This is a genomic window from uncultured Rikenella sp., assembly GCF_910577125.1.
Taxonomy (GTDB): domain Bacteria; phylum Bacteroidota; class Bacteroidia; order Bacteroidales; family Rikenellaceae; genus Rikenella.
The window spans coordinates 69,108-77,294 of the sequence record NZ_CAJTMN010000002.1 but is presented as its reverse complement, the minus strand read 5'-3'; the positions used below and the strand labels follow the sequence as shown (position 1 = coordinate 77,294).

At 60.0% G+C, this 8,187-nt stretch carries 6 protein-coding genes; 1 reads left to right on the top strand and 5 read right to left on the bottom strand.

The window, feature by feature from the left end; all coding sequences use genetic code 11:
• Positions 1 to 842: 842 nt before the first annotated feature.
• On the bottom strand, positions 843 to 1,454 hold the full coding sequence (locus tag QZ292_RS00690; RefSeq protein WP_294596361.1) for an aminodeoxychorismate/anthranilate synthase component II: 612 nt from the start codon (positions 1,452 to 1,454) through the stop codon (positions 843 to 845).
• A 107-nt stretch (positions 1,455 to 1,561) separates the two neighbouring features.
• Between QZ292_RS00690 and QZ292_RS00685 the strand changes: the two genes are divergently transcribed.
• A complete protein-coding gene (locus QZ292_RS00685; protein ID WP_294596357.1) occupies positions 1,562 to 2,341 on the top strand; it encodes a YaaA family protein in 780 nt (259 codons plus the stop codon).
• An 18-nt stretch (positions 2,342 to 2,359) separates the two neighbouring features.
• Here the strand turns inward: QZ292_RS00685 and QZ292_RS00680 are convergent, their stop codons facing one another.
• The 4 genes from QZ292_RS00680 to QZ292_RS00665 are packed head-to-tail and all read right to left on the bottom strand — an operon-like array spanning position 2,360 to position 8,182.
• On the bottom strand, positions 2,360 to 2,686 hold the full coding sequence (locus QZ292_RS00680) for a DUF2149 domain-containing protein (protein WP_294596353.1): 327 nt from the start codon (positions 2,684 to 2,686) through the stop codon (positions 2,360 to 2,362).
• The gene (locus QZ292_RS00675) at positions 2,683 to 3,336 is read right to left on the bottom strand and encodes a MotA/TolQ/ExbB proton channel family protein (protein ID WP_294596350.1); all 654 of its coding nucleotides are present in this window, start codon (positions 3,334 to 3,336) and stop codon (positions 2,683 to 2,685) included. The genes QZ292_RS00680 and QZ292_RS00675 overlap by 4 nt, the downstream gene beginning before the upstream one ends.
• 2 nt (positions 3,337 to 3,338) lie before the next feature.
• A complete protein-coding gene (locus tag QZ292_RS00670) occupies positions 3,339 to 4,013 on the bottom strand; it encodes a hypothetical protein (protein WP_294596347.1) in 675 nt (224 codons plus the stop codon).
• A 5-nt stretch (positions 4,014 to 4,018) separates the two neighbouring features.
• Complete coding sequence (locus QZ292_RS00665; RefSeq protein ID WP_294596343.1) at positions 4,019 to 8,182, bottom strand: cobaltochelatase subunit CobN; 4,164 nt, start codon at positions 8,180 to 8,182, stop codon at positions 4,019 to 4,021.
• Positions 8,183 to 8,187: the final 5 nt, after the last annotated feature.

The following is an 8,187-nucleotide window of genomic DNA, read 5'->3' as shown; positions in this document are numbered from 1 at the left end:
GGCATATTCTGCCGATTGGCTCACCGCCAATCGGCAAGAATTGCCGCGGGCGACTGAAAAACGTATTGATAAGCTCGCGCGCCACGCCTTAAGAAGTGATTCTACTATTTTGGCTACCGCCAAAATAGAATGAATCGCGTAAGGCGCGCGGACAATGCCCGATTTACCTACTGGGGAAAAGTCCGCTTTGCCTAACATTGTGCGGCTGTTAACATCGGGGAATTTGTTTACCTCTTCTCTCTGTTCCGCTTAGGCCGCGGGGCTCCTACTTTCTACTATGTGGTAGAAAGTAGGCAAAGAGCACATTCAAGGGGAACTCGCATCCCCCTTGAAAATCCCCCGGCTCTTGTTTGAAAGAATCGCGACTCTCTTACTCCGTGCCATAATCCTGCGCCCCACAGGGTCGCGCGGGCCGGAGCCACCCCCGGCGTAGGGCCGCAACTTCGCGGTGCTCGTTTCGGCCACGCTGGCTCCGACCCGCTAAGCCCCGCCCCGGGCTACCGCGAAAGGACCAGTGGCACGCTGTACGACATCTGCACTGCCGGTTACAGCTGGTCGGCTACATCTTACTGCTCGGACAATAACTACCGTAACATGAACTTGTATTTCGGTACAACATGGATCAATCCCTGCAGTGCGCACAACCGTGCCTACGGTTTTCAGTTGCGTTGCCTCTCGGAATAAACGAAAGAAGGGAGACAGGCCGGCAGAGTGGGAAGATCGTGTATGGATAAGATATAAAGTGGTAGATTGGATAAATCGTATAAATTTCTGATTGATAAAATGTCTATTATTTTTATATAAACTTTATTTTTAGACCTGCTATCTTTGCGGCCGACGGGTTACCGTTGTAAATCGGTTGCGGTCGGGGCTTCATTTCGGGGGTGATATCGGAGCCAGTTGGCGATCATCTCTCCCCCTTCCGGCGTGAGGATCGATTCGGGGTGGAATTGTACGCCGCGTACATCGTACCGGCGATGGGCGAGGGCCATGATCGCTCCCGCGGCATCCGTGGCGGTCACCTTCAGGGTGTCGTCCGGAAATCCGTGCCGATCGACGACCCACGAGTGGTAGCGCCCCACGGTCGGGCGGCGCGGGAGGCCGGTGAAGAGAGGGTCGGGAGCGACGATTTCGATCCGGCTGGCGATGCCGTGGCAGACCTGCGGCAGGTTCGCCAGCCGGGCGCCGAAGCACTCGGCGATGGCCTGTTCGCCGAGACAGATGCCGAGGATACTTTTGGTTGGAGCATACCGGCGGATCAGGGGCAGCAGGAGACCGGCCTCCGAAGGCAGACCCGGGCCCGGCGAGAGCACGATTTTGTCGTACGCTTCGACGGCATCGAGGGTGATCCGGTCGTTGAGACACACGTCGAGCCGTTCGGCGCCGGCTTCGCGGAGCAGCTGGACGAGGTTGTAGGTAAACGAGTCGTAGTTGTCGAGCACCAGAATTTTCATATCGTTTCCGGCCGGTGGTCGGCGCGATGCGAAGATAAAAGAAAAACGGGAGTGCGGCGAGGTTGTGGCCCCGGATTTGCAGCATGAGATGCTAAAAACGAACCGAAATGTTGATTTTACTCTCTCCGGCCAAGGCGATGGATATGTCGCCGGGCCGGCGCGACGATTGGCCGGCGGCCACCGAACCGCTCTTCGGAAAAGAGGCGGCGGAGCTGGCGGCCGCCATGCGTCGTTTCTCGGCTCTGGAGCTGATGAAGCTGTTCAAGATCAGTATGCCGCTTGCGACGCAGACCGAAGAGCGCTACCGGATGTTCGGCCGGCCCTCCAATCCGCGCAAGGAGGCGATAACGGCCTATAACGGCAGTGTGTTCAAGGCGATCGATGCGGCGGACTGGTCGCGGGAGGAGTTGCTGTATGCACAGGAGCGGCTGCGGATCGTTTCGACGCTGTACGGACTGGTGCGGCCGCTGGATCGAATCGAGGCCTACCGGCTGGCTTTTAAACTGAAACTTTTTCCGGAACAGGGAACGCTGTACGGTTTCTGGCTGCCGAAGCTGACCGGGCCGTTGATCGAGGATGCGAAACGGGCCGGGGGCACGGTGATCGATCTGGCAAGTCTCGATGTGCAGGGCGCCCTGCGGATGGATGAGCTCCGAAAGGCGGTGCGGGTGGTGACTCCCGAATTTCGGGAGTGGCGCGAGGGCCGCTACGAAACGGCGGCGCGCACCTATGCAAAAATCTGCCGCGGCCTGATGACGCGGCAGATCGTTCGACAGCGGATCGAGTCGCCGGAAGGGTTGCAAACCTTTATGTGGAACGGGTTCGCGTTCAATCCGGAGATTTCGGACGACTCGCACTATATTTTCACCCGGGAGCACCGGCCGTAAGGAGTAGAGGGCCGGCTCCTATTCCGGTACGTAGATGATCTCGCCGTTCTCCATCTCGTAGGCGATGCCGACTTTGCGGCCTTTGCGGCCCGAAGCCTCCTGCGATTCGGAGGGCTTGTACCGGGTGATGGTCTCTCCCTCTTTGGTGATGATCTCCATGTCTTCTTTCCCCGGATTCTTGACCATCGTGTAGTCTTCCTGCGAGAAAACCTCCGTCATGTTGAATTTGGTCACCAGAGCGACCATCAGCGCGACGGCGAAGACCATCGCCACGTCGAACAGGTTCGAGAGCAGGGCGACCGGATCGTGGTCTTCGCCCGTGTTCAGGATTCTTCTCCGTTTCATTGGTTTACGGCGTTTTTGGTGACGGTCATCTCTCTGAGACGGACTGGGCCGGCGGGCTGGTGCGCCTCGATCGCGACGGCGGATACGTAGTCCAGCAGGGTGAGATCCTGGGTCGCCCAGCGTTGTTTGATCTGGAGCAGAACGAAGCCGATGGCGCCGGCGAAGAGTCCGATGACGGTGGTGGCGAAGGCGACCTGCATGTTGTAGGCCATGGTGCTGATGTCGCCGGTCGAAAGCCCCATCAGGGCCGGCCCCATCGGAATCAGGGTACCCATCAGGCCGAGAATCGGCCCGAATTTGGTCAGGATTTTGGCCTCTCCCAGTTCGCGGTCGGCCTGGATTTCGTATTCCGAGACGATGCGGTTGTTCACGGCTTCGCTGCCGTTTCCGGCGGCCAGCTCACGGGCGGCCCGGATAAACGCGGAGTCGGGCTGTGCCGCCAGTGTCTCGCCGAGGGCGGGGAGGTGTTTCGCGTCGAGCCGGTTGATTTCGGCCGAAACGGTGCGGTACATCTTGCGGCGCTGCATGTAGCGGTTATGGAAGCCGCCCAGCATGAAAATCGATTTCACGAAGAAAAAAAGCAACCCGACGATGACGGGTACCAGCAGGCCGTTCGAAATCCAGAAAAGAAGGTTTGAAACGTGTTCCATGTTTAGTTGTGTTGTTTTTTCAGCTTTTTCAGGAGGCGGGGTGCGAAGTATCCCGCGGCGAAGAGCACACCCGTGATCGACAGGGCCAATCCCATGCCGTGCCAGTCGATCGGTGCGCTGTGGCTGACCACGGTGGCCGACGGATGGAAAACGGTGCAGCAGATCGTGAGCGCGAATATCAGCATCCCGGTCAGGAGGGTCAACTCGATGCGTCCCTCTTGGGACGGAATCAGTGTACGTACCGCCCAGTCGCCTCCCGTCAGGATTACGAAGATGCCGATGACCAACCAGGTGCTGACGGCGGCGAACGAACTTCCTGCGAAAGTGAAGAAAAGATTGATTTGCAGGTAGAATATCGCCGGGAAGATCAGCAGGGTTGGTATGTATCTCATCCAGCGGGTCTTGCGACGGGGGACGATCTGTGCCCGGCAGTTGCCGAAGGTCAGCAGCAGGTCGAGCATCACGATCAGTGAGATGTTCATCAGGGCGTCTTTGGCGTAGAGCGCTTGTTCGACCTGGAGTTTGTTGAACTCCAATGCATACGGGTGGCAGAACCAGACGAAGCCGGCGCAGAGCAGACCGAACACCACCCCCTGCCACCGTCGGGGCAGGAGGCTGTCGGTCAGTGCTGTCTTGACGACGACCAGCAGGGTCAGTAACAACAGTACGCTGTCCATGTGTCTCAGGATTTGGATTGACGCACTTTGCGCAGGATCAGCATCACAGCCACTGCGGCGCAGATCACGCCGAACGCTCCCAACGCGATGCCGAGGCCGCGGAACGGATTTTCTGCTTCGGCCGTGCGGTTGAGCGATTCTTTTTCGAGCACCATTCCGTTGTTGTCCGTGTGGTTGGACGGGGCGGCCGAAAGGGCCCGGTCGACGGATGCGTTGTAGCTCTTGGCCTGCTCGGGAGTCAGCTGCCGGCCGATGAAGTCGCGCAGTTTGGCGTTGTCGCAGGTGAAGCCGCTGCAGGCCGCTTCGTGCCGGGTCACTAGTTCGCTGTGCAGCTCGGCGATAGCCTTCAGCTGTTCCGGCGTAGCCTGCCAGTAGCCTTTGCGGGCGGTCTCCATCATCACGGCGGTGATCTCCTGCAGGGCGGCCGGATTCTCGCGTTCGAAGAAGGTCTGGGTGCCCAGATTCAACTCGTCTTTGACGTAGATGTCGTAAATCCGATCCCACATCTCGTTGTCGATCGCGGCGGGTTTCATGACGTTCCACCCGTAGGTGTTCCGCACGATCTCGGTGAAACGGCCGGCCGACGAGGCACCGCCCTTCATCTGTTCGCGGATGTAGGTCGGATTGAAGATCGTGGTGCGCGATTCGACGCCGATGGCCTCTTTCAACTCCTGTACACGGGCGTGGTGCCGGTTGCGCAGGTCGTTGAAGTAGGTTTCCGGGTCGCGACCTGTCACGTTGCGGACGGTCAGGTTCAGACCCCCCATGAATTCGTAGACGTGGTCGAGACTCAGCGCCCCCCAGGTGTTGCTTTGGCGCGGCTGTACGACGGCGTCGGTGTTCTGCAGGGCGGCTTCGAAGACGCCGGCCCGGAAATCGCCCCACGCTTCGGAGCTGCCGTAGACGGCGCCCATGTTGTTGAGATAGACTTCGGAGATTTCGCTCTCTTTTTCCCAGCGGTCACCGCTTTCGACCAGGGCGGTGATGCCGGTGCCGGCCATTCCGTTCAGACCGCCGAAGATGCGCTGGGTCGAGAGCTCGCGCGCCTCTTTGGGCGAGAACCCTTTTTCGAGCAGTATCTTTTCGGCATCGACCTGTCCTTTGGCGACGTAGTTTTCTCCGCCGTCCTCAGCTGCCGCAGCCATGCCGATGGCTTTCTGGATCAGCGCCAGACGCGAGGCGGCGAGGTCGCGCAGCTGGCCGGAGGTCTGTACCACCACGTCGATCCGCGGGCGGTTCAGCTCCGAGGCCGGAACCAGCCGGATGTCCATCACGCGGCCGAACTGGTCGCGGATCGGTTCGGCGCCGAGCATCCACAGAATCTGGGCGATCGTAGCCCCTTCGCTCTCGATGAAGGCGCCCGACCAGAGGGTGAAGCTCACTTTTTGCGGATAGTTGCCGCCGTGGTTCTTCATGTAGTCGGCCAGCATCTGTTCGCCCATGGCGACGCCTTTGGTCCAGGCGTCGGGCGAGGGGGTGGCTTCGGCGTTGATGGAGTAGAGGTTGCGCCCGGTGGGCAGGGTGTTCGGATTGGCGATGTAGTCGCCGCCCGGAGTGGGGGCCACATAACCGCCGCTCAGCGCATGGACGAATGATTCCAGCTCGCCGGCGGGGCTGTTTTCCAAGGCGGTACGATAGTTCCGGACGTTGGCTACCGCGTCGGCGATGTTCAGCACGGCATCGGCGAACGCTTTGTCGGCTGCCGTGACGGTATCTCGCGCGGATGTCGCACCCGAAACGGCTTCGGGTCTTGTTTTTTTGTTGTCGGAACCGTTTTTCGTGTTCATGGCCTTGAGCATCGCCATCCGGTCTTTCGGTTTGGAGAGCTCCCGGATGTGCCGGGCCCGTGCCAGCTGGGCTTCCGAAATGCCGAGCGAACGGAGCACCGCCTCGGTCGACAGTGTCGGCGAGGAGAGCAGATTTTTGACAGCCGTCTGAGCCTTTGTCCGATACTGCCGGTTGAAAAAGGTGGTCTGGTCGATCTGTTTCTGAGTGACTTTGCCCTGTGTCTTGTCGAGAGCGGCCAGTCCGTATGCGATCGGCTCGGTGGCCAGCAGTTCGACCGACGAGCGGATCTTTTCCGGGGTGAACGGCACGCCGAGGGTGTACATCCCGCCGGTGATCTTTTCGGAGCAGAGCTCTTCGGCGAAACTTTCGATCCGTTCGATCTCGGCATCCGTATAGGGCTGCGTCTGCACGCTGTCCAGTTTCAGGTCGCGGTGCAGACCCATTTTCAGGGCCAGACGTTTGATTTGCAGGTTGTCGTCCGCCGAACGGTCGCTCTCCTCTTTGGCGAGGTAGTTTTTGATGCGTTCCAGCAGCTGGCCGACTTCGCCGCGCATTTCGGTCTCGATGAACGGCGGGGTCAGGTGCGATACGGTGGTCGCATAGCTGCGCCGTTTGGCGATGATCCCTTCGCCCACGTCGCCGATCGTATAGAGGTAGAAGTGAGGCAGATCGCCCACCAGCCGGTCGCTCCAGTCGGCGGTCGAGAGGGCGACCTGTTTGCCGGGGATGAACTCCAGCGAACCGTGTGTGCCGAAGTGGAGCATGGCGTCGGCGCCGAAGCCGTAGCGTGTCCAAAGGTAGGAGGCCAGGTAGTGGTGCGGCGGGATCGGGTTGTCGCCGTGAACGGCGGCAAAGGTGTTCTCGCCGGTGCTTTGGGTCGGCTGGGACAGCAGGACGATGTTTCCGAACCGGATCCGGGTTACGGCGATGCTGTCGCCGGTGGTGTAGAAGGCGCCCGGAGCCGCTCCGTGTTTAGCGGTCAGTTCGGCGTACTGCTCCGGCCGCAAGGTCTGACGCAGCCAGTTGTCGTAGTCGGCGGCCGGAACCAGTTCGGGGTAGCCGGAGTGCAGGTAGCGCTCGATGTTCCCCTCGGCATAGCTGTTGAAGACCGGGCCGCGCTCCATCACCAGTTTTTCGAATTCCTTTTCCGAAGCGGGCAGGCCGCTCAGGTCGTACCCTTCACTCTGCAGTTTCTTCAGAAAGTTGTACAGCGAGGGCAGCACCTCCAATCCCGAGGCGACCAGCGAGTGGCTGCCGGGGCCTTTGAAGTAGTAGACGGCCACTTTTTTGTCTTTGTTGGCCTTTGTCCGGAGCGTCAGGTAGTTCGCCACGGTGCCGGCAAACTGTTCCGCCCGCCCGGGGATGGATTTGAAAAGGTAGAGTCCCTCGTCGTCGATGAATTGGGCGTTGACGGCCATCGGGACGATGCCGCCGTCCAGCTCGGGCATCACGACGCTCTGGCTCAGAAAGCCGCCGACCATTCCCTGCCGGTCTTCCATCCAGCGGTCGTAGGTGTCGTTGATGGTGATCGGGCAGAAAACCGGGATGTTTTGCGTCTTGAGCCATTCGACGGCCCGTTCGCCCTGTCCCATGGCCAGACGGCCGTGGGGCATGTAGATCACCGCCTCGGGAGAGATCTCCTGCAGAAGCTCTAGCCGCCGGCCGAAGCTCGAAATCGGATAGACGTTCATGCCGCGCCGCTCGAGAACCGTAATCAGCGAGTCGAGGTGCTCTTTGTTGGTGTCGAACGGGCCGGCCATCCCGACCAACAGGGCGACTTTCGGCCCGTCGGCCTGATAAAAACCGTTCTGTTTGTAGTAGGATTCGAATTCGCCGACGGTGGCGAAGGTCTGTTCGTCGTCCAGATGGAACAGGACGTCGCCGCTGATCTCCACGGGCGGTTCGACGGGGCCGGTGAAGAGGCTCTTGCCGTCCAGCTCGCGGCGGATGTAGTTGAATAGGCTGCGGTAGTTGCGCGGGCCGCCGTTGCCGATGTAGGCTTTGAAAGTCGCCTGATGCGCCGAGTCGAGGCTCGTGATGTTGTTCACGGGGTCGGTCACCGAGGTGGAGTAGATCGGCATCCCTTTGGCCTTGAGTTTTTCGAGCAGGGCCCGGTGGTCGTCGGTCATCCGAATACCCATGCCGAAAATCAGCACGGCATCGTAGTTTTTCAAGCTCTCGAACTCTTCCAGTTCCACCGGGGAGAGCTTGATCGAGCTGTTATTCAACGATTTGGCCATACGGGCCGTCTGGTAGCGCGGAAAATTGACCAGCGCCACCCGGGTCGGGCCGGCTATCGCGCCGTACAACCATACCGCCGCCAGCACGACGGCCAGCGCGATGCCTGTACCGAACAGTATCTTTTTATTTCTTTTGTTCATGGTTT